Annotated in this window: 22 protein-coding genes; 19 read left to right on the forward strand and 3 right to left on the reverse strand. The window is 70.2% G+C overall.

Annotation, left to right across the window (positions count from 1 at the left end):
- The first annotated feature begins 19 nt into the window (after nucleotides 1-19).
- Nucleotides 20-1,369 carry a replication-associated recombination protein A gene (locus ACH492_RS31465; RefSeq protein WP_398991467.1) on the forward strand — a complete coding sequence of 450 codons (1,350 nt, stop codon included), beginning with the start codon at nucleotides 20-22 and terminating at the stop codon, nucleotides 1,367-1,369.
- A gap of 31 nt (nucleotides 1,370-1,400) precedes the next feature.
- On the opposite strand, the gene ACH492_RS31470 is transcribed toward ACH492_RS31465, so the two are convergent.
- A complete protein-coding gene (locus ACH492_RS31470) occupies nucleotides 1,401-2,114 on the reverse strand; it encodes a DUF2470 domain-containing protein (RefSeq protein WP_398991662.1) in 714 nt (237 codons plus the stop codon).
- Between the two features lie 188 nt (nucleotides 2,115-2,302).
- Here ACH492_RS31470 and rpsD point away from each other — a divergent pair, with 188 nt between their 5' ends.
- Nucleotides 2,303-2,917 carry a 30S ribosomal protein S4 gene (gene rpsD / locus ACH492_RS31475; RefSeq protein WP_307664636.1) on the forward strand — a complete coding sequence of 205 codons (615 nt, stop codon included), beginning with the start codon at nucleotides 2,303-2,305 and terminating at the stop codon, nucleotides 2,915-2,917.
- A gap of 70 nt (nucleotides 2,918-2,987) precedes the next feature.
- Here the strand turns inward: rpsD and ACH492_RS31480 are convergent, their stop codons facing one another.
- On the reverse strand, nucleotides 2,988-3,614 hold the full coding sequence (locus ACH492_RS31480) for an AAA family ATPase (protein WP_398991469.1): 627 nt from the start codon (nucleotides 3,612-3,614) through the stop codon (nucleotides 2,988-2,990).
- 242 nt (nucleotides 3,615-3,856) lie between these two features.
- Here ACH492_RS31480 and ACH492_RS31485 point away from each other — a divergent pair, with 242 nt between their 5' ends.
- From ACH492_RS31485 to nusB, 15 genes are all read left to right on the forward strand, one after another.
- On the forward strand, nucleotides 3,857-4,285 hold the full coding sequence (locus tag ACH492_RS31485; protein WP_398991471.1) for a DUF948 domain-containing protein: 429 nt from the start codon (nucleotides 3,857-3,859) through the stop codon (nucleotides 4,283-4,285).
- Between the two features lie 6 nt (nucleotides 4,286-4,291).
- On the forward strand, nucleotides 4,292-4,627 hold the full coding sequence (locus ACH492_RS31490; RefSeq protein WP_356231736.1) for a DUF6167 family protein: 336 nt from the start codon (nucleotides 4,292-4,294) through the stop codon (nucleotides 4,625-4,627).
- Nucleotides 4,627-7,296 (forward strand): alanine--tRNA ligase, encoded by a 2,670-nt coding sequence (gene alaS / locus ACH492_RS31495; RefSeq protein ID WP_398991473.1) that lies wholly within the window; start codon nucleotides 4,627-4,629, stop codon nucleotides 7,294-7,296. Before ACH492_RS31490 ends, alaS begins: the two co-directional genes overlap by 1 nt.
- Before the next feature lie 4 nt (nucleotides 7,297-7,300).
- On the forward strand, nucleotides 7,301-7,765 hold the full coding sequence (gene ruvX, locus ACH492_RS31500) for a Holliday junction resolvase RuvX (protein WP_307664642.1): 465 nt from the start codon (nucleotides 7,301-7,303) through the stop codon (nucleotides 7,763-7,765).
- A 105-nt stretch (nucleotides 7,766-7,870) separates the two neighbouring features.
- The gene (gene mltG / locus ACH492_RS31505) at nucleotides 7,871-9,568 is read left to right on the forward strand and encodes an endolytic transglycosylase MltG (RefSeq protein WP_398991475.1); all 1,698 of its coding nucleotides are present in this window, start codon (nucleotides 7,871-7,873) and stop codon (nucleotides 9,566-9,568) included.
- The gene (locus ACH492_RS31510) at nucleotides 9,565-10,404 is read left to right on the forward strand and encodes a shikimate dehydrogenase (protein ID WP_398991477.1); all 840 of its coding nucleotides are present in this window, start codon (nucleotides 9,565-9,567) and stop codon (nucleotides 10,402-10,404) included. The genes mltG and ACH492_RS31510 overlap by 4 nt, the downstream gene beginning before the upstream one ends.
- Nucleotides 10,401-10,550: a hypothetical protein gene (locus ACH492_RS31515; RefSeq protein WP_398991479.1), complete on the forward strand. Its 150-nt coding sequence runs from the start codon at nucleotides 10,401-10,403 to the stop codon at nucleotides 10,548-10,550. Before ACH492_RS31510 ends, ACH492_RS31515 begins: the two co-directional genes overlap by 4 nt.
- Nucleotides 10,551-10,662: 112 nt before the next feature.
- Complete coding sequence (gene aroC, locus ACH492_RS31520) at nucleotides 10,663-11,847, forward strand: chorismate synthase (RefSeq protein WP_398991481.1); 1,185 nt, start codon at nucleotides 10,663-10,665, stop codon at nucleotides 11,845-11,847.
- A gap of 38 nt (nucleotides 11,848-11,885) precedes the next feature.
- Nucleotides 11,886-12,371, forward strand: a complete 486-nt coding sequence (locus ACH492_RS31525) for a shikimate kinase (RefSeq protein WP_398991664.1) — start codon at nucleotides 11,886-11,888, stop codon at nucleotides 12,369-12,371.
- Entirely contained in the window at nucleotides 12,368-13,459 is a 1,092-nt protein-coding gene (gene aroB / locus ACH492_RS31530; protein WP_307664647.1) for a 3-dehydroquinate synthase, read from the forward strand. Before ACH492_RS31525 ends, aroB begins: the two co-directional genes overlap by 4 nt.
- The gene (gene aroQ / locus ACH492_RS31535) at nucleotides 13,456-13,896 is read left to right on the forward strand and encodes a type II 3-dehydroquinate dehydratase (protein WP_398991482.1); all 441 of its coding nucleotides are present in this window, start codon (nucleotides 13,456-13,458) and stop codon (nucleotides 13,894-13,896) included. The genes aroB and aroQ overlap by 4 nt, the downstream gene beginning before the upstream one ends.
- Nucleotides 13,897-14,018: 122 nt before the next feature.
- A complete protein-coding gene (locus tag ACH492_RS31540; RefSeq protein ID WP_398991484.1) occupies nucleotides 14,019-15,023 on the forward strand; it encodes an AAA family ATPase in 1,005 nt (334 codons plus the stop codon).
- Between the two features lie 101 nt (nucleotides 15,024-15,124).
- Nucleotides 15,125-16,231 (forward strand): aminopeptidase P family protein, encoded by a 1,107-nt coding sequence (locus ACH492_RS31545; RefSeq protein ID WP_398991486.1) that lies wholly within the window; start codon nucleotides 15,125-15,127, stop codon nucleotides 16,229-16,231.
- Nucleotides 16,232-16,290: 59 nt separating this feature from the next.
- Nucleotides 16,291-16,857: an elongation factor P gene (efp, locus tag ACH492_RS31550; RefSeq protein ID WP_307664651.1), complete on the forward strand. Its 567-nt coding sequence runs from the start codon at nucleotides 16,291-16,293 to the stop codon at nucleotides 16,855-16,857.
- Nucleotides 16,858-16,859: 2 nt separating this feature from the next.
- Nucleotides 16,860-17,288, forward strand: a complete 429-nt coding sequence (gene nusB, locus ACH492_RS31555) for a transcription antitermination factor NusB (protein WP_398991488.1) — start codon at nucleotides 16,860-16,862, stop codon at nucleotides 17,286-17,288.
- Between the two features lie 145 nt (nucleotides 17,289-17,433).
- Here the strand turns inward: nusB and bldD are convergent, their stop codons facing one another.
- A complete protein-coding gene (bldD, locus tag ACH492_RS31560) occupies nucleotides 17,434-17,934 on the reverse strand; it encodes a transcriptional regulator BldD (protein ID WP_266489365.1) in 501 nt (166 codons plus the stop codon).
- Nucleotides 17,935-18,167: 233 nt separating this feature from the next.
- On the opposite strand from bldD, the gene pyrR reads away from it, so the two are divergent.
- Entirely contained in the window at nucleotides 18,168-18,746 is a 579-nt protein-coding gene (gene pyrR, locus ACH492_RS31565) for a bifunctional pyr operon transcriptional regulator/uracil phosphoribosyltransferase PyrR (RefSeq protein ID WP_398991490.1), read from the forward strand.
- Between the two features lie 118 nt (nucleotides 18,747-18,864).
- Nucleotides 18,865-19,845, forward strand: a complete 981-nt coding sequence (locus ACH492_RS31570) for an aspartate carbamoyltransferase catalytic subunit (protein ID WP_398991492.1) — start codon at nucleotides 18,865-18,867, stop codon at nucleotides 19,843-19,845.

Here is a 19,845-nt window from a genome sequence, read left to right on the forward strand (position 1 = left end):
CTGACTTAGGCTTCATGACGTGGAGCCCGACCTCTTTACCGCCGCCGCGGAAGAACGCCAGGAGAAGGACCCGTCCGCCAGCCCCCTGGCCGTCCGGATGCGCCCGCGCACCCTCGATGAAGTCGTCGGCCAGCAGCATCTGCTGAAGCCCGGATCGCCGCTTCGCCGACTCGTCGGTGAGGGCGGCGGCGGCCCCGCCGGACCCTCCTCGATGATCCTCTGGGGCCCGCCCGGCATCGGCAAGACGACCCTCGCGTATGTCGTCTCCAAAGCGACCAACAAACGCTTCGTGGAGCTCTCCGCGATCACCGCGGGCGTCAAGGAGGTCCGGGCGGTCATCGAAGCCGCCCGCCGGGCCGCGGGCGGCTTCGGCAAGGAGACCGTCCTCTTCCTCGACGAGATCCACCGCTTCTCCAAGGCCCAGCAGGACTCGCTGTTGCCCGCCGTGGAGAACCGCTGGGTGACGCTGATCGCCGCCACCACCGAGAATCCGTACTTCTCGATCATCTCCCCACTGCTCTCGCGCTCCCTGCTGCTCACGCTGGAGTCGCTGACCGACGAGGACCTGAGCGGACTGCTGCGCCGGGCGCTCACCGAGGAGCGGGGCCTCGGCGGCGCCGTCACCCTCCCCGAGGACTCCGAGGCGCATCTGCTGCGGATCGCGGGAGGCGACGCCCGCCGGGCGCTGACGGCCCTGGAGGCTGCCGCGGGAGCCGCGATGGACAAGAGCGAGGAGGAGATCAGCCTCCAGACCCTGGAGGAGACCGTCGACCGCGCGGCGGTGAAGTACGACCGCGACGGCGATCAGCACTACGACGTGGCGAGCGCCCTGATCAAGTCCATCCGCGGCTCCGACGTGGATGCCGCGCTGCACTATCTGGCCCGCATGATCGAGGCGGGGGAGGACCCGCGGTTCATCGCGCGCCGGCTGATGATCTCGGCGAGCGAGGACATCGGCCTCGCCGACCCGACGGCGCTGCCCACCGCGGTCGCCGCCGCCCAGGCCGTGGCCATGATCGGCTTCCCCGAGGCCGCGCTCACCCTCAGCCACGCCACCATCGCGCTCGCGCTCGCCCCCAAGTCGAACGCCGCGACCACAGCGATAGGCGCGGCGCTGGCCGATGTGCGGGCCGGGCTGGCAGGCCCCGTCCCGCCGCACCTGCGCGACGGCCACTACAAGGGCGCGGCCAAGCTCGGTCACGCCCAGGGGTACGTCTATCCGCACGACGTGCCCGGTGCGATCGCCGCCCAGCAGTACGCTCCCGACGCGGTGCACGGCAAGCACTACTACGAGCCCACGCGCTATGGCGCCGAGGCGCGGTACGCCGATGTGGTCGAGAAGGTCCGTGAGCGGCTGCGCGGAGAGTAGCCGGGCCCCAGACGCCGGTCCTCCTTCCTCCTCAATCGCCGGACGGGCCGGATGTGCGGGAGGCGGCCTCGAACAGCGTGTGCATGGCCCGGCGCAGTTCGGTGATGTCGCGCACCGGCGTGGGGAAGTCAAAGCGCGCGTCGAAGCACCGCTCGCCGACGAACCGCACCCGCAGCCCGAACCGGTCCAGCGCCAGCGGCACCGCCCGCCGATCCTTCGCGTACGCGCCGTCCGCCCTCTCGCCGAGCAGTTCGCACAGCCCCCGCACCTGGTCGCTGTGCGCGGAGTCCAGATGCTGCAGCAGCTCCGTCTCGTGCGCGACGAGAGGGTCGACGGACGCCCGCGCGAACTCCTCCGGCTCGACGTTGTCAGCGCCCCACAGATCGTCCACACACGCCTCGCCGACCTCGAGGCGCACCATCATCCGGCCGGGCTCGGCCAGGCCGGGCACGCAGGTCAGCCAGCCGGAGACCCAGGCGCGGCCGCGGATACGACTGGGCACGGAGACCGGCGCGACATCGGTGATCTCCAGCACAGCGGACAGCTCGTCGTCCTGCGCGTGCGTGGCGGCGCGTACGGCCGGTGTGTCCGCGGGGAAGAGCAGGAACACCTCTCCGTCCGGGCCCACGGCCCGGGCCTGCGGTGTCAGCTGCTCGGGACGTGCCGCCTCCACCCCCGGGATGAGCAGTACCGCGGAGGATGTACTCTGTACGAGAGTTCGTGTGCGCTCGGCTGCTGACGGCATCCGAGTGATTTCAAGCCCGCTGGGACGCGGCTGACCATGAGCTGATCGGACCTCCGTCGCCTCGATGCTCTGCGCAGCGTCGACGTTCTTTGTGCTGTCCGTGATGCGCTTGGTGTTCCCAGGGCGAGACATGCGATCTCCTTGAGTAAGGTGAGCCTAACCTAACCTACAATGGAGGTCTGGAGAACGTGCCTAACCAGTCGCGTCCCAAGGTCAAGAAGTCTCGTGCGCTCGGTATCGCACTGACGCCGAAGGCCGTCAAGTACTTCGAAGCCCGCCCCTACCCGCCGGGCGAGCACGGCCGTGGCCGCAAGCAGAACTCGGACTACAAGGTCCGTCTGCTCGAGAAGCAGCGCCTGCGCGCGCAGTACGACATCAGCGAGCGCCAGATGGCGCGCGCCTACGACCGCGCCAAGAAGGCCGAGGGCAAGACGGGCGAGGCGCTGGTCGTCGAGCTCGAGCGCCGTCTCGACGCCCTGGTCCTGCGTTCGGGCATCGCCCGCACCATCTACCAGGCCCGTCAGATGGTCGTCCACGGCCACATCGAGGTCAACGGCGGCAAGGTCGACAAGCCGTCCTTCCGCGTCCGTCCCGACGACGTCGTGATGGTCCGCGAGCGCTCCCGCGAGAAGGCCCTCTTCCAGGTCGCGCGTGAGGGTGGCTTCGCCGCCGACGGCGAGACCCCGCGCTACCTGCAGGTCAACCTGAAGGCGCTGGCGTTCCGCCTGGACCGCGACCCGAACCGCAAGGAAGTTCCGGTCATCTGCGACGAGCAGCTGGTCGTCGAGTACTACGCCCGCTGATCCTGGGGCCCCCTCCCAGCGGTAGCTGAGGGAGTAGCTCACAGCGCTCCAGCCCGCCGCTTCCCCGCCCTTACCGGTGGGGGAGCCGGCGGGCTCTCGCGTTTCCAGGGCCGCGGGGCGGACCGAGCGCTGCCGTCCCGGCTGCGGACTCGGCCGGTCCTGGGTGGCCGGCGCGCGTCTCACCGCTGCGTCGAGGGAGAGCTCGTGCCCCTCCCGTGCACATGCCGCATAGCGCTCGGCACCCAGTACCTCGCCCGCCTGCTGCTGGCACGGGGCGCACGGGGCACGCCCCGTCCAGCCGCAGCGGTATGAGGCTCACGGCGAGCACCTGGAGGCGGGGCGCGCGGCGCGGCAGGTCGCGTACGAGCCCGGCGCATTCGTCGACGAGATACTCGAACCCGTCCAGGACGAGCAGGAGTTGACGTCCGGCGAGGTGGTCGAGGAGGACGTCGCGCGGGGGCCTGCTGGTCTGGTCGGTGACGCCGAGCGACTCGACCAGGGTGTGGGCCACCAGTTCCGGGTCGCGGAGGGTGGAGAGCTCGGTGAGCCAGACGCCGTCGCGGTACCGATTCTGCAGTGCGGCAGCGCCATGGGCCGCGAACCGGGATTTGCCGACGCCGCCCGCTCCGGCGACGGTGACCAGACGGGAGTCGTCGAGAAGGCGGCCGAGCTCGGCCAGTTCTTCGGCCCTGCCCACGAACCGGTTCAGCTCTGCGGGGAGACTGCCCTGTACCGGAGGTTGATCGTCGGGGGAGGCGCAGGAGCGGTGATCGCTTCGCATGAGACACGCAGCGCACTTACTCGTAAGCACTCCGTACAATCGCCTTGGGTAACTCCCGTCGTCCCCGGCCCTAATGCGGTATGGGGTGCGACCCTGGGCGCGATAGGGTCGGAGGACGATTTTCGACGTATCCATCGACGAGCAGAGAGCGGTGCAGAGTGACCGGTGGAGAGGTTGCCGGGATCCTGGTGGCCGTGTTCTGGGCGATCTTGGTCTCCTTCCTCGCCGTGGTGCTGGTGAGGCTGGCGCAGACGCTCAGGGCGACCACCAAACTCGTGGCGGAGGTCACCGAGCAGGCAGTGCCGCTGCTTGCCGACGCCTCCGCGACGGTGCGCTCCGCACAGACCCAGCTCGACCGGGTCGACGCCATCGCGACGGACGTCCAGGAGGTCACCTCCAACGCCTCCGCCCTCTCCACGACGGTCGCCTCGACCTTCGGCGGCCCACTGGTCAAGGTCGCCGCCTTCGGCTACGGCGTACGCCGGGCCATGAGCCGCAAGAGCGAGGACGCGCCCGCGCCGTCCCGTCGCACGGTGGTCGTCGGCCGCACGGTGCCGGCTCCCCGACGCAAGAAGCGGAAAGGCTGAGGCACGATGTTCCGCCGCACGTTCTGGTTCACCGCGGGCGCCGCAGCCGGTGTCTGGGCCACCACCAAGGTCAACCGCAAGCTGAAGCAGCTGACCCCCGAGAGCCTCGCCGCGCAGGCCGCGAACAAGGCGATCGATGCGGGCCACAAGCTCAAGGACTTCGCACTCGACGTCAGGTCCGGCATGGTCAAGCGCGAGGCCGAACTGGGTGAAGCGCTCGGCCTGCAGGCATCCGCCGACCCCGAACTGCCCGCGCAGCGACGCCCGGCCGCGATCGACTACCCCAAGCACCCCGACAACAAGCACTCCTACAACTCGTACAACCGGAATGAGGACCACTGATGGAGTCGGCTGAAATCCGCCGCCGCTGGCTGAGCTTCTTCGAGGAGCGCGGGCACACCGTCGTGCCTTCGGCGTCGCTCATCGCGGACGACCCGACTCTGCTGCTGGTCCCCGCGGGCATGGTGCCGTTCAAGCCGTACTTCCTCGGCGAGGCCAAGCCGCCGTCCCCGCGCGCCACCAGCGTGCAGAAGTGCGTGCGTACGCCGGACATCGAAGAGGTCGGCAAGACCACCCGGCACGGCACGTTCTTCCAGATGTGCGGCAACTTCTCCTTCGGGGACTACTTCAAGGAAGGCGCCATCAAGTACGCCTGGGAGCTGCTCACCAGCTCCGTGGCGGACGGTGGCTACGGCCTCGACCCCGAGCGCCTGTGGATCACGGTCTACAAGGAGGACGACGAGGCCGAGCAGATCTGGCGCGACGTGATCGGCGTGCCCGCCGAGCGCATCCAGCGCCTGGGCATGGGCCCCAACTTCTGGTCCATGGGCGTCCCCGGACCCTGCGGACCCTGCTCCGAGATCAATTACGACCGCGGCCCGGAATTCGGCGAAGAGGGCGGCCCGGCCGTCAACGACGAGCGCTACGTGGAGATCTGGAACCTGGTCTTCATGCAGTACGAGCGCGGCGCCGGCGAGGGCAAGGAGGACTTCCCGATCCTCGGCGAGCTGCCGTCCAAGAACATCGACACCGGTCTCGGCCTCGAGCGGCTCGCGATGATCCTGCAGGGCGTACAGAACATGTACGAGACCGACACCTTGCGCGTCGTCATGGACAAGGCCACCGAGCTGACCGGCGTGCGCTACGGCGCCGAGCACGGCTCGGACGTCTCCCTGCGCGTGGTCGCCGACCACATCCGTACGTCCGTGATGCTCATCGGCGACGGCGTCACCCCCGGCAACGAGGGCCGTGGCTACGTGCTGCGCCGCATCATGCGCCGCGCCATCCGCAATATGCGCCTCCTGGGCGCCACCGAGCCCGTCGTCGCCGAGCTGGCCGACGCGGTCATCAAGACCATGGGCGAGCAGTACCCGGAGCTGATCACCGATCGCAAGCGGATCGAGGCCGTGGCCCTCGCCGAGGAGGCCGCCTTCCTCAAGACGCTGAAGGCCGGCACCAACATCCTCGACACCGCCATCACCGAGACCAAGTCCGGCGGCGGCAAGGTACTCGCCGGCGACAAGGCCTTCCTGCTCCACGACACCTGGGGCTTCCCGATCGACCTCACCCTGGAGATGGCCGCCGAGCAGGGCCTCTCGGTGGACGAGGACGGCTTCCGCCGCCTGATGAAGCAGCAGCGGGAGCAGGCCAAGGCCGACGCCAGAGCCAAGAAGACCGGTCACGCCGACGTGTCCGCCTACCGGCTCGTCGCCGACCAGTCCGGCACCACGGAGTTCACGGGCTACACCCACACCGAGGGCGAATCGACCATCGTCGGCCTGCTGGTCGACGGCATGCCGTCGCCGGCCGCCTCCGAAGGCGACGAGGTCGAGGTCGTCCTCGACCGCACCCCCTTCTACGCCGAGGGCGGCGGCCAGCTCGCCGACCAGGGCCGCATCAAGCTCGACACGGGCGCCGTCATCAACGTGCGCGATGTGCAGCAGCCGGTCCCGGGCGTCTCCGTCCACAAGGGCTCGGTACAGGTCGGCGAGGTGACCGTCGGCGCTTCCGCCTACGCCGCCATCGACATCAGGCGCCGCCGCGCCATCGCCCGCGCCCACAGCGCCACGCACCTCACCCACCAGGCGCTGCGCGACGCTCTCGGCCCGACGGCCGCCCAGGCCGGCTCGGAGAACTCTCCCGGCCGCTTCCGCTTCGACTTCGGCTCGCCCGCCGCCGTACCCGGCACCGTCCTCACCGACGTCGAGCAGAAGATCAACGAAGTCCTCGCCCGGGAGCTCGACGTCCAGGCCGAGATCATGAGCATTGACGAGGCCAAGAAGCAGGGCGCCATCGCCGAGTTCGGCGAGAAGTACGGTGAGCGGGTGCGTGTCGTCACCATCGGCGACTTCTCCAAGGAGCTGTGCGGCGGCACGCATGTGCACAACACCGCCCAGCTGGGCCTGGTGAAGCTGCTCGGCGAGTCCTCGATCGGCTCCGGTGTGCGCCGTATCGAAGCCCTTGTAGGCGTCGACGCCTACAACTTCCTCGCCAGGGAGCACACGGTCGTCGCCCAGCTCCAGGAGCTGGTCAAGGGCCGTCCCGAGGAGCTCCCCGAGAAGATCTCCGGCATGCTCGCCAAGCTGAAGGACGCCGAGAAGGAGATCGAGAAGTTCCGCGCGGAGAAGGTGCTCGCCGCCGCCGCCGGTCTCGCCTCGGGCGCCAAGGATGTACGGGGCGTGGCTCTGGTCACCGGCCAGGTGCCCGCCGGCACCTCCGCCGACGACCTGCGCAAGCTGGTCCTCGACGTCCGTGGCCGCATTCCCAGCGACCGTCCGGCGGTCGTGGCCCTGTTCACCGTGGCGAATGGCCGCCCGCTGACCGTCATCGCCACCAACGAGGCCGCCCGCGAGCGCGGTCTCAAGGCCGGCGACCTGGTCCGTACCGCTGCCAAGACCCTCGGCGGCGGCGGTGGCGGCAAGCCGGACGTCGCCCAGGGCGGCGGCCAGAACCCGGACGCCATCGGCGACGCTGCCGCCGCCGTCGAGCGTCTCGTCGCTGAGACGGCCTGACGCTGTGCGCCGCGGACGCCGCCTCGCGCTCGATGTCGGGGACGCCCGCATCGGGGTCGCCTCGTGCGACCCCGACGGGGTCCTCGCCACTCCGGTCGAGACCGTGCCGGGACGCGACGTCCCGGCCGCCCACCGGCGGCTGAAGCAGCTCGTCGAGGAGTACGAACCGATCGAAGTTGTCGTCGGCCTGCCCCGCTCGCTCAGCGGCGGGGAAGGCCCGGCCGCGGTCAAGATCCGCGGCTTCGCCCAGGAGTTCGCGCGCGGCATTGCCCCCATTCCGGTCCGACTGGTCGACGAGAGGATGACCACAGTGACGGCCAGTCAGGGGCTGCGCGCCTCGGGCGTGAAGTCCAAAAAGGGCCGATCTGTCATCGATCAGGCTGCCGCTGTGGTGATCCTTCAGAACGCTCTGGAGTCCGAACGGGCGTCAGGTGCTGCTCCCGGCGAGGGCGTCGAAGTGGTTGTCTGATCGCGATACGGTAACGTTCCGCGCGATGCGGCGGTGTTCGAACAGCTGCCGCACAGCAAAGAGGCCGGCACCGTGCAGCGTCTGCCTCGCGGCCCTAGGGGATCGATGACTGAGTATGGCCGGGGCCCCGGCTCCGAACCGTGGCATCCCGAGGACCCTTTGTACGGGGACCAGGGATGGGGAGGACAGCAGGCCGCAGCCGGCGACACTCCGTACGGCGGCCAGCCGCAGCAGCAGTACCCGCAGCAGCCGCAGCAGTACGGCACCCAGCACGACCCGTACCAGCAGCAGTACAACCAGCAGCAACAGCAGCAGTACAGCCAGCAACAGCAGCAATACAACCAGCAACAACAGCAGCAGTACAACCAGCAGCAGTACAGCCAGCAGCAGTACGACGGCGGCTGGGACACCGGCCAGCAGGCGGCCATGCCGTACGGAGCCGATCCGGCCGACACCTACGGCGGTCAGCAGCACGGCTATGGCGGCCGGAACGGCGACTACTACGCCACGCCCGAGGCCTACCCGCCGCCGCAGCCCCCCGGCCGCCGTCGGCCGGAGCCCGAGCCCACGACCGACTGGGACGCCGAGGCGTCCCAGGAGGAGACCCACCCCTTCTTCACCGGCGACGACGGCCGGGACGACGACGGTGAGTACGACGACGACCCGCGCGAGACGCGCCGGGGCGGTGGCCGTGAGCGCCGCGGCAAGACCAAGAAGAAGAGCAGGAACGGCTGCGCGTGCCTGGTCGTCGCACTGGTGCTCGCCGGCGGCCTCGGTGGCGTCGGCTATTTCGGCTACCAGTTCTGGCAGGGCCAGTTCGGCGCGCCGGAGGACTTCACCGGCGCCGGAAGCGGCTCGGCCCAGGTCGAGATCCCCAAGGGCGCGGGCCTCGGAGAGATCGGCACCATCCTCAAGGAGGCCGGTGTCGTCAAGAGCTCGGGCGCCTTCGTCTCGGCGGCCAACGACGACCCGAAGGGCAAGTCCATCCAGGCGGGCGTCTACATCCTGAAGAAGGGGATGTCGGGAGCGAGCGCCGTCGAACTGATGCTCAATCCGGCCAGCCGCAACAACTTGATCATCCCCGAGGGCAAGCGGAACGTCTGGGTCTACGAGCAGATCGACAAGCGCCTGGAGGTCAAGGCCGGGACCACCAAGGCCGCCGCCAAGGCGAATGCGAAGCGGCTCGGTCTGCCGGCCTGGGCCGCCGACAACCGGGCCATCAAGGATCCGCTCGAAGGCTTCCTGTTCCCCGCGAGCTATCCCGTCGTCAAGGGCATGAAACCGGAAGCCGTCCTGCAGAAGATGGTGGCCCGGGCCAACGAGGAGTTCGGCAGGAAGGACCTCAAGGCCGAGGCCGACAGGCTGGGCCTCGAGTCGCCGCTCCAGGTGCTCACCGTCGCGAGCCTCGTGCAGGCCGAAGGCAAGTACAAGCACGACTTCGACAAGGTCTCGCGGGTCGTCTACAACCGCCTCAAGCCGAACAACGCCGAGACGGTCGGCCGGCTCGAATTCGACTCCACGATCAACTACATCAAGAGCGACAGCAAGCTCGACCTCGGCGCGGTCGACGATCTGCGGAAGATAAAGGATCCGTACAACACCTACGACATCAAGGGTCTGCCGCCAGGTCCGATCGGGAACCCGGGTCAGTCCGCATTCAGCTCGGCTCTCAAGCCGGCGTCCGGCCCCTGGTACTACTTCGTGTCGATCACCGAGGACGAGACGCTCTTCGCGGTCACCAACGAGGAGCACGAGCGCAACCGCAGGAAGTACGAAGAACAGCAGGAGAAGAACGGCCAGTGAGCACTCCGAAGCGGCGGGCGGCGGTCCTGGGATCGCCGATCGTCCACTCGCTCTCCCCGGTGCTGCACCGCGCGGCCTACACGGAACTCGGCCTCACCCACTGGTCGTACGACCGTTTCGAGGTGGACGAGGCAGGGCTCCCGGGGTTCCTGGGCGGGCTCGACAGCTCCTGGGCCGGGCTGTCGCTGACGATGCCGCTCAAGCGCGCGATCCTTCCGCTGCTCGACGCCATCAGCGACACCGCGTCCTCGGTCGAAGCCGTCAACACCGTCGTCTTCACCGAGGACGGCCGTCGCGTCGGCGACAACACCGATATCCCCGGCATGATCGCCGCACTGCGCGAGCGGGGCGTCGACAAGGTCGAATCCGCCGCTGTGCTGGGCGCGGGCGCGACAGCTTCGTCCGCTCTCGCCGCGCTCTCGCGGATCTGTACGGGGCCTGTCACCGCCTATGTACGCAGTGCCGCCCGGGCGGGCGAGATGCGGGGCTGGGGCGAGCGGCTCGGCGTCGAGGTGCACATCGCCGACTGGGCGGAGGCCGACGCGGCGCTGCGGGCGCCACTGGTCATCGCCACCACTCCGGCCGGTGCCACCGACGAGCTGGCGCACGCCGTACCGGACCGCCCAGGGACGCTCTTCGACGTGCTGTACGACCCCTGGCCCACCGCACTCGCCGCCGCCTGGTCGCGGCACGAAGGGGACGTCGTCGGCGGCCTCGACCTCCTGGTTCACCAGGCGGTGCTCCAGGTCGAGCAGATGACGGGGCGGACCCCCGCGCCGCTCGCGGCCATGCGGGCCGCCGGCGAGAGGGCGCTGACCAGCGGCGGAACCGCGTGAGTCTCGCCGGGGACGCCCTGGAGATCATCGTCAGGTTCCTTCAGCGCATGGTGCCCCTCCAGGTGTACGCCGGACTGGCCGTCGGCATTGTCGTGATCTTGCTGCTGGTGAGGCTGAGGCTGAGGCGGGTTCGGGCGTCCGGCTGATGGACCGGAGACCAGGTCACGGCTCCGGACGTGGGAGGATCGAGTCAGGCGTGCCAGGGCCGCGCACCCGGTCGCGCCGTGGCAGTTCCAGGCGCGAGCAGGAGGATTACCGTTGAGCAGGTTGCGTTGGCTGACGGCGGGGGAGTCGCACGGACCCGCACTGGTGGCGACGCTGGAGGGTCTTCCCGCCGGTGTGCCGATCACCACGGAGATGGTGGCGGATCACCTTGCCCGGCGACGCCTCGGCTATGGGCGCGGTGCGCGGATGAAGTTCGAGCGTGACGAGGTGACCTTCCTCGGCGGCGTACGGCACGGGCTGACCATGGGATCGCCGGTCGCGGTGATGGTGGGCAACACCGAGTGGCCGAAGTGGGAGAAGGTCATGGCGGCCGACCCGGTCGACCCCGACGAGCTCGCGCAACTGGCCCGTAACGCCCCGCTGACCCGCCCGCGGCCCGGTCACGCCGACCTGGCGGGCATGCAGAAGTACGCACTCGACGAGGCCCGGCCGATCCTGGAGCGGGCCAGCGCCCGCGAGACCGCCGCGCGCGTCGCGCTGGGCGCGGTGGCCCGCTCGTACCTCAAGGAGACGACGGGCATCGAGATCGTCTCCCATGTCGTCGAGCTGGCCGCGGCGAAGGCTCCGTACGGCGTCTACCCCAAGCCCTCCGACGAGGCGAAGCTCGACGCCGACCCGGTGCGCTGCCTGGACGCGGACGCGTCGAAGGCGATGGTCGCGGAGATCGACCAGGCCCACAACGACGGCGACACCCTTGGTGGTGTGGTCGAGGTGCTGGCGTACGGAGTGCCGGTCGGCCTCGGCTCGCACGTGCACTGGGACCGCAGGCTGGACGCCCGCCTCGCCGCCGCGCTCATGGGCATCCAGGCGATCAAGGGCGTCGAGGTCGGCGACGGCTTCGAGCTCGCGCGGGTGCCCGGGTCGAAGGCGCACGACGAGATCGTGCCGACCGCGGACGGGATCCGCCGCACCTCCGGCCACTCCGGCGGTACGGAGGGCGGCATGTCGACGGGCGAGCTGCTGCGTGTACGGGCGGCGATGAAGCCGATCGCGACCGTGCCGCGCGCGCTGGCCACCGTCGACGTCGCCACCGGCGAGGTCGCGGCCGCCCATCACCAGCGTTCCGACGTGTGTGCCGTCCCGGCCGCGGGGATCGTCGCCGAAGCGATGGTCGCGCTCGTGCTCGCGGACGCGGTCGCCGAGAAGTTCGGCGGCGACAGCGTGACCGAGACCAGCCGCAATGTGCGGTCCTACCTCGACAGCCTGCACATCCGGTGAACGCGCCGCTGACGCCGCTGATCGTCCTGGTCGGGCCCATGGGCTCGGGCAAGTCCACCGTCGGCGAGCTGCTCGCCGAGCGGCTCGGCGTGCCCTACCGGGACACCGACGCCGACATCGTCGCGGCCCAGGGCCGGGAGATCGCGGACATCTTCGTCGACGAGGGCGAACTGTACTTCCGTGAGCTCGAACGGCAGGCCGTACGAGCCGCGGTCGCCGAGCACCCGGGCGTGCTCGCCCTCGGCGGCGGCGCGATCCTCGACGACTCGACCCGCGAACTGCTGGCCGGGCTGCCCGTCGTCTATCTCTCGCTGGACGTGGAGGAGGCCGTCAGGCGGGTCGGCCTCAACCAGGCGCGCCCGCTGCTCGCCGTCAATCCTCGCCGCCAGTGGCGGGAGCTGATGGACGCACGCCGCCACCTGTACACCGAAGTCGCCCGCGTTGTCGTCGCCACGGACGACCGCACCCCCGGAGAGGTCGCCCAAGCGATCCTCGACGCCCTGAAGCTGGAGAAGCAGGCATGACGGACCAGGCTGTGACCCGTATCCAGGTCGGCGGTACGGAAGGCTCCGATCCGTACGAGGTGCTGGTCGGCCGGCAGCTGCTCGGCGAGCTCCCCGGGCTGATCGGCCGCGCCCAGAGGGTCGCCGTGCTGCACCCCGAGGCGCTGGCCGGCACCGGCGACGCGATCCGCGAGGACCTGGCTTCCCAGGGCTACGAGGCGATCGCGATCCAGCTGCCGAACGCCGAGGAGGCCAAGACCGTCGAGGTTGCCGCGTACTGCTGGAAGGCACTCGGCCAGACCGGCTTCACCCGTAGCGACGTCATCGTCGGCGTCGGCGGCGGCGCCACCACCGACGTCGCGGGCTTCGTGGCAGCGACCTGGCTGCGGGGCGTGCGGTGGATCGCTCTGCCGACGACCGTGCTCGGGATGGTCGACGCGGCCGTCGGTGGCAAGACCGGCATCAACACCGCCGAGGGCAAGAACCTCGTGGGCGCGTTCCACCCGCCCGCCGGGGTGCTGTGCGATCTCGCCGCGCTGGACTCGCTGCCCGTCAACGACTACGTCAGCGGTATGGCCGAGATCATCAAGGCGGGCTTCATCGCCGACCCGGCGATCCTCGACCTGGTCGAGGCCGACCCGCAGGGCGCGCGCACTCCCGCCGGGCCGCACACCGCCGAGCTGATCGAGCGCTCGATCCGGGTGAAGGCCGAGGTCGTCTCCAACGACCTCAAGGAGTCCGGGCTGCGCGAGATCCTCAACTACGGGCACACGCTCGCCCATGCCATCGAGAAGAACGAGCGCTACAAGTGGCGGCACGGCGCGGCCGTCTCGGTCGGCATGGTCTTCGCCGCCGAACTGGGCCGTCTGGCAGGCCGGTTGGACGACGCGACCGCGGACCGGCACCGCTCCGTCCTGGAGTCCGTCGGACTGCCGCTCACCTACCGCGGCGACCAGTGGCCGAAGCTCTTGGAGACCATGAAGGTCGACAAGAAGTCCCGCGGCAATCTGCTGCGTTTCATCGTTCTCGACGGCCTCGCCAAGCCGACCGTGCTGGAGGGCCCGGACCCGGCGGTGCTGCTCGCCGCGTACGGAGAGGTCTCCGCATGACCCGCCGGGTGCTCGTCCTCAACGGCCCCAACCTCGGGCGGCTCGGCTCCCGCGAGCCCGACGTCTACGGCGCGACCTCCTATGCGGGTCTGGTGGAGACCTGCCGGCAGCTCGGCAAGGAGCTCGGCTTCGACGTCGACGTACGCGAGACGAACGACGAGGGCGAGATGATCCGCTGGCTGCACGAGGCCGCAGACGGCTCAATTCCGGTCGTTCTCAACCCCGGTGCTTTCACGCACTACTCGTACGCGATGCGCGATGCGGCCGCCCAGCGGACCGCTCCGCTGATCGAGGTGCACATCTCGAATCCGTACACGCGTGAGGCATTCCGGCACACGTCGGTGGTCGCGGCGGTCGCCAGCGGCACGGTCGCGGGCTTCGGCATCGGCTCGTACCGTCTCGCTCTGCGCGCCCTGGCCGAGGAATTGACTGACTGACAGGGCACTTTGGACCTTCCCCGGCCGTTCCCACAGGGGGCGGACGGGGAGGTACCGTTCGGTAGCAAGGCGGCCGAGTGCCGCCTGACCAGCGTCAGTCGTACGAGACGGAGTGGCACCGGATGCAGCACGCAGTGGGGGCTCCGCTGCCGCCGCCCCACGGACCGGGGCACGGACCGGCCGGATGGACACACAGCGCCCAGCACCCGGGGCCGCCGCCGGGTGCTCCCGCCGGACCGCCTCCCGCGGCTTCCGCCGGTCCGCCGCCGCAGGGCCGGCCGCCTGCCGGATCGCCTCCCGCAGCTCCCGCCGAGCCTCGGCACCCGCAGGGCCGGCCCGCCGGACCGCCTCCCGGGCATCCGCCGCAGGGACAGCTGCCCGCGGCTCCCGCGGGCCCTCCGCACCCGCAGAGTCGTCCGCACGGTGGGCATCCCGCCCCCGGCTGGTCAGGGCCCGCATCCCAGCACGCCTCCGCGCCGACGTCCCGTGAGACGACCGGGCACATCCAGCTGCCGCCCGGCGGCCCGGTTCCCATACCCGCCCCGCCGCCCGCCGACAGCGGCACCGGCGTGACCACCCTCGCCGTCCTGCTGATCGGCCCGGCCGGCGCGGGCAAGACGACCGTGGCCCGGCACTGGGCCACCAGCCGCCGCGTCCCGACCGCGCACATCAGCCTCGACGACGTACGCGAATGGGTCTGCTCCGGCTTCGCCGACCCCCAGTCCGGCTGGAACGAGCACTCCGAGGCGCAGTACCGCCTCGCCCGCCGCACCTGCGGCTTCGCCGCCCGCAACTTCCTGGCGAACGGCATCTCCTGCATCCTGGACGACGCGGTCTTCCCGGACCGGCCGGTCGTCGGCCTCGGCGGCTGGAAGCGCCATGTCGGCCCGGGCCTGCTGCCCGTCGTCCTGCTCCCCGGCCTCGAGATCGTGCTGGAGCGCAACGCCGAGCGCAGCGGCAACCGCCGCCTGTCGGACGAGGAAGTCGCCAGCATCCACGGCCGGATGGCCGGCTGGTACGGATCCGGGCTGCCGATAATCGACAACTCCAAGTACGACGTGGAGACCACGGCCCGGGTGCTCGACGACGTACTGGCCCGGTCCATCGCGAGCCCGCCGAACTGGTAGCCCGGGCACACGCGTGCCAGGCACCCGCCCGACCCCCGTGCGCACCCCCGGTCGGACGCGCTGACCAGGCCGAGCCGCGCCCACGCTCGTAGGCTCGTGACATGTCAGAGGTGTATGGGATCCGCCGCGACCGACTGCGCGACCGGTGCGCGGCCACCGGCAGCGCCGGGGTCCTGGTCTCCCGTCCCGCCAACGTCCGCTATCTCGCGGGCGGCGCGCCGCCCGGCGCCGTGCTGCTGCTCGGCCCCGGCGAAGACAGCCTTCTCTGCCCCAGTACACCCACCGACGACCCCGCCGACGGCCACCCCGACGAGCAACTGCGGCTGACCGTCCTGCCGACCTCGGCCGGCGACCCGGTGGTCGCGGCAGCCGAGCTCGCGCGGACCGTAGGCGTCGAGTGCCTCGCCGTCGAGGAGCACCATCTGACCGTCGCGAGGCACCGGGCGGTCGGCTCGGTCGCGCCCCGGCTGCGTCTCGCCGACCTGGGTCTCGCCGTCGAGCAGCAGCGGATCGTCAAGGACGAGGAGGAGATCGCCTGCCTGCGGATCGCGGCCGAGATCACCGACCAGGCCCTCGGCGAACTGCTGGAGTCGATCCTGGTGGGCCGTACCGAACGGCATCTCGCCCTGGAGTTGGAGCGCCGGCTCGTCGACCACGGCGCCGACGGGCCCGCCTTCCCGACCTCTGTCGCCACCGGACCCAACTCGGGCCGCGGCGGCCACCGTCCCACCGACCGCCGGGTCGAGGAGGGGGATTTCCTCGCCGTCTGCGTGGGTGCCAACTACCGCGGCTACCGCTGCGAGATCGGCCGTACGTTTGTGATCGGGACGACCCCGGCGGACTGGCAGATCGAGCTGTACGACATTGTCTTCACCGCTCAGCGGGCCGCCCGGGAGTCTCTCTCACCGGGCGCCGCGTATCGCGATGTGGACCATGCGGCCCGCCAGATCCTGGACGCCGCGGGCCATGGGGAGGGCCTCCCGCCGCTCATCGGGCACGGCGTCGGGCTCGAAATCGACGAGGACCCGCAGCTGGCCCCTGCGGCCATGGGTAAACTGGACGCTTGTGTGCCGGTCACCGTCGAACCGGGGGTCCACCTCCCGGGCCGGGGCGGTGTCCGGATCGATGACACGCTCGTCGTGCGCCAGGAGGCGGACGGCGGACCCGAGCTACTCACCATCACGACCAAGGAGCTGCTCGCGCTCTAGCTCAGCCGAGCGCGCGTCCTCGGTCGTCCACCAGCGTCAGTCCAGGAGATTCCGCAACCGTGGCTTCCACGAACGACCTCAAGAACGGCATGGTGCTCAAGCTCGACGGAGGCCAGCTCTGGTCCGTCGTCGAGTTCCAGCACGTCAAGCCCGGCAAGGGCCCTGCCTTTGTGCGCACCAAGCTCAAGAACGTGCTCTCCGGCAAGGTCGTCGACAAGACCTTCAACGCCGGCGTGAAGGTCGAGACGGCCACCGTCGACCGCCGCGACATGCAGTTCTCGTACATGGACGGCGACTACTTCGTCTTCATGGACATGCAGACCTACGACCAGCTGCACATCGACCGCAAGGCCGTCGGTGACGCCGCGAACTTCCTGATCGAGGGCTTCACCGCCAGCGTCGCCCAGCACGAGGGCGAGGTGCTCTATGTCGAGCTGCCCGCCGCCGTCGAGCTGACCATCCAGCACACCGACCCCGGCGTCCAGGGCGACCGCTCCACCGGTGGCACCAAGCCCGCCACGCTGGAGACCGGCTACGAGATCGGTGTCCCGCTCTTCATCACCACCGGTGAGAAGATCAAGGTCGACACCCGCTCCGGTGAGTACCTCGGCCGGGTGAACAGCTAACCGTGGCTGCCCGGAACAAGGCCCGTAAGCGCGCCTTTCAGATCCTCTTCGAGGCCGACCAGCGCGGTGCGTCCGTGCAGACGGTCCTCGCGGACTGGGTGCGGCACGCGCGGACCGACGACCGGCAGCCGCCGGTCGGCGAGTACACGATGGAGCTCGTCGAGGGGTACGCGCAGTACGCGGACCGGATCGACGACCTCATCGCCACCTACTCGGTCGGCTGGACCCTCGACCGGATGCCGGTCGTCGACCGCAACATCATCCGGCTCGGCGCGTACGAGCTGGTGTGGGTGGACGAGACCCCGGACGCGGTGGTGATCGACGAGGCGGTGCAGCTCGCCAAGGAGTTCTCCACCGACGAGTCCCCGTCGTTCGTGAACGGCCTGCTCGGCCGCTTCAAGGACCTCAAGCCGAGCCTGCGTCGCGACTAGCGCGCACCCGGCTGCACCAGGCCCGAAGCGGAAGACGAACAATCTTCCGCTTCGGGCCTGGTGCATGTCCGGGCCGGACGCAACGGAGGGCGAACCCGCACATAGCGGGTTCGCCCTCCGATGTGACGTTTCTCCTGAAGTGGCGTCAGCCCTCTTCGTGGGTGACCGCGCGCCGCGCGTCCGCGTCGAGCACGCCCCAGCTGATGAGCTGCTCGGTCAGGACCGACGGCGACTGGTCGTAGATGACGGCAAGGGTGCGCAGGTCGTCCTGGCGGATCGACAGCACCTTGCCGTTGTAGTCGCCGCGCTGGGACTGGATCGTGGCGGCGTAGCGCTGCAGCGGGCCCGCCTTCTCCTGCGGCACGTGGGCGAGCCGCTCCAGATCCAGGACGAGCTTCGGCGGCGGCTCGGCGGCCCCGCCCGGCGTGGTGCCAGGAAGCAGTTCCTGGACCGGGACGCCGTAGAAGTCCGCCAGCTCGGCGAGGCGCTGCACGGTCACCGCACGGTCGCCACGCTCGTACGAACCGACTACAACGGCCTTCCAGCGGCCCTGGGACTTCTCTTCCACTCCGTGGAGGGAAAGCCCCTGCTGGGTGCGGATGGCGCGGAGCTTGGCCCCGAGCTGTTTTGCGTATTCGCTGGACATATAGCTCCCCGGACACTGGGTCGACGTGCGGCTCCGCCGCGCGGCTGGTCACTCACTGTGAGGTTACGCAGCGTTACTTGGGTGCGTCAAGCCGAAAAGGTCCGTACGGTCTCCGCCTGCGGCGGGACCGGGGTCCGCGACCGGGGCCCCGCAAGGCCCTGGTAACGTGGGTGGCGTAATTTCGACGTCCTTTAAGGTCCGTCCCGTGAGGCGGAGAAGGAGGTCCGTTTCATATGGACACGCACGACAGCTCCGATGCGGCACGCCCCGTTCTCGAGGCCCCCGACATCGCGCGGGTACTGACCCGCATCGCCCACGAGATCGTCGAACGCGCCAAGGGCGCCGACGACGTGGTGCTTCTCGGCATTCCGACCCGCGGTGTCTACCTCGCCCGCCGGCTGGCCGACAAGCTCGAAGAGATCACCGGCCGCAAGATCCCGGTCGGCTCGCTCGACATCACCATGTACCGCGACGACCTGCGCCTGCGGCCCGCCCGCACGCTGGCCCGCACGGAGATCCCCGGTGACGGCGTCGACGGCCGGCTGGTCGTCCTCGTCGACGACGTGCTCTTCTCCGGTCGCACCATCCGCGCCGCGCTCGACGCCCTCGGCGACATCGGCAGGCCGCGCGCCGTGCAGCTTGCAGTTCTGGTCGACCGCGGCCACCGCGAACTCCCGATCCGCGCCGACTATGTCGGCAAGAACCTCCCCACGTCGCTGCGGGAGACGGTCAAGGTCCAGCTCGCCGAGGAGGACGGTCGCGACACCGTGCTGCTGGGTGTCCGCGAGACCGCCCCGGCCGGCGAGCAGTAGCACTCCTCCGTACGCCTCCGAATCCCGTACGGACGTGCCAACTGCGCGCCCGCATGCCGCCGCGCTGTCCGGGTGACAACCCCGGACGCCCGACCTCCAGACAACGGAGCACACCCAGATGAAGCGCCACCTCATCTCGGCCGCCGACCTCACCCGCGACGACGCCGTGCTGATCCTCGACACCGCCGAGGAGATGGCCCGGGTCGCCGACCGGCCGATCAAGAAACTGCCGACCCTGCGCGGCCGCACCGTGGTCAACCTCTTCTTCGAGGACTCGACGCGGACCCGGATCTCCTTCGAGGCCGCCGCCAAGCGGCTCTCCGCCGACGTCATCAACTTCTCCGCCAAGGGGTCTTCGGTCTCCAAGGGCGAGTCCCTCAAGGACACCGCGCTGACCCTGGAGGCGATGGGCGCGGACGCCGTCGTCATCCGGCACGGCGCGTCCGGAGCCCCCTACCGGCTCGCCACCTCCGGCTGGATCGACGGCGCGGTCGTCAACGCCGGGGACGGCACCCACGAGCACCCCACGCAGGCGCTGCTCGACGCCTTCACCATGCGCCGCCGGCTGGTCGGCGCGGACGCCGGGATAGGGCGTGGCCTGGACGGGCGCCGGATCACGATCGTCGGCGATGTGCTGCACAGCCGGGTGGCCCGCTCCAACGTCCTGCTGCTGCACACCCTCGGCGCCGAGGTCACGCTGGTCGCTCCGCCCACCCTGGTGCCGATCGGCGTCGAGAACTGGCCGTGCGAGGTGTCGTTCGCACTCGACGAGGTACTGCCGAAGTCCGACGCGGTGATGATGCTGCGTGTGCAGCGCGAGCGGATGAACGCCGCTTTCTTCCCGACCGAGCGTGAGTACTCGCGCCGCTACGGCCTGGACGGCGACCGCATGGCCCGGATGCCGGAGCACGCCATCGTCATGCACCCCGGCCCGATGAACCGCGGCATGGAGATCACCGCCGAGGTCGCCGACTCCGACCGCTGCACGGCCGTCGAGCAGGTCGCCAACGGCGTCTCGACCCGCATGGCCGTCCTGTATCTGCTTCTGGGCGGCAACGAGCCCGCCATCAGCCCCACCCGCACCGAGGAGAAGAAGTAA

Origin of the sequence: Streptomyces sp. NPDC019443 (assembly GCF_044389785.1) — a bacterium.
Taxonomy (GTDB): Bacteria; Actinomycetota; Actinomycetes; order Streptomycetales; family Streptomycetaceae; genus Streptomyces.

Bases quoted from the DNA above. Each gene is read 5' to 3' on its own strand.
- aroQ (WP_398991482.1), top strand. From the start codon at position 13,456: ATGACCCGCCGGGTGCTCGTCCTCAACGGCCCCAACCTCGGGCGGCTC.
- ACH492_RS31525 (WP_398991664.1), top strand. From the start codon at position 11,886: ATGGGCTCGGGCAAGTCCACCGTCGGCGAGCTGCTCGCCGAGCGGCTC.
- bldD (WP_266489365.1), bottom strand. From the start codon at position 17,934: ATGTCCAGCGAATACGCAAAACAGCTCGGGGCCAAGCTCCGCGCCATC.
- aroB (WP_307664647.1), top strand. From the start codon at position 12,368: ATGACGGACCAGGCTGTGACCCGTATCCAGGTCGGCGGTACGGAAGGC.
- mltG (WP_398991475.1), top strand. From the start codon at position 7,871: ATGACTGAGTATGGCCGGGGCCCCGGCTCCGAACCGTGGCATCCCGAG.
- ACH492_RS31545 (WP_398991486.1), top strand. From the start codon at position 15,125: ATGTCAGAGGTGTATGGGATCCGCCGCGACCGACTGCGCGACCGGTGC.
- ACH492_RS31570 (WP_398991492.1), top strand. From the start codon at position 18,865: ATGAAGCGCCACCTCATCTCGGCCGCCGACCTCACCCGCGACGACGCC.
- pyrR (WP_398991490.1), top strand. From the start codon at position 18,168: ATGGACACGCACGACAGCTCCGATGCGGCACGCCCCGTTCTCGAGGCC.
- ACH492_RS31490 (WP_356231736.1), top strand. From the start codon at position 4,292: ATGTTCCGCCGCACGTTCTGGTTCACCGCGGGCGCCGCAGCCGGTGTC.
- ACH492_RS31540 (WP_398991484.1), top strand. From the start codon at position 14,019: ATGCAGCACGCAGTGGGGGCTCCGCTGCCGCCGCCCCACGGACCGGGG.
- ACH492_RS31470 (WP_398991662.1), bottom strand. From the start codon at position 2,114: ATGCCGTCAGCAGCCGAGCGCACACGAACTCTCGTACAGAGTACATCC.
- alaS (WP_398991473.1), top strand. From the start codon at position 4,627: ATGGAGTCGGCTGAAATCCGCCGCCGCTGGCTGAGCTTCTTCGAGGAG.